Source organism: Paraburkholderia sp. BR14374 (genome assembly GCF_040948685.1).
GTDB lineage: Bacteria > Pseudomonadota > Gammaproteobacteria > Burkholderiales > Burkholderiaceae > Paraburkholderia > Paraburkholderia youngii.
In genome coordinates, this window is sequence record NZ_JBFPKF010000178.1 from 1 (window position 1) to 249 (window position 249).

General features: G+C 60.2%; 1 protein-coding gene. It reads left to right on the forward strand.

What is annotated here, in order from left to right; all coding sequences use genetic code 11:
• On the forward strand, positions 1 to 249 hold a 249-nt coding region (locus AB3X86_RS38550), incomplete at both ends, for a transposase (protein ID WP_368599925.1).

Genomic DNA, 249 nt, shown 5'->3' on the forward strand with positions numbered 1-249 from the left:
GTGATTCTACATTCCGATCAAGGCTGTCAATACACCTCCATTGCCTTCGGGCGGCGCTGCCGCGAAGCTGGCGTACAACCGTCAATGGGGACCGCCGGCGACGCCTATGACAACGCGATGTGCGAGTCGTTCTTCGGCACGCTCGAAGCCGAACTGCTCTGTCGCGAACACTTCGCGACCCACGAACAGGCAAGGCGGCGTCTGTTCTCATTTCTGGAGAGCTGGTACAACATCCGCCGCCTCCACAGC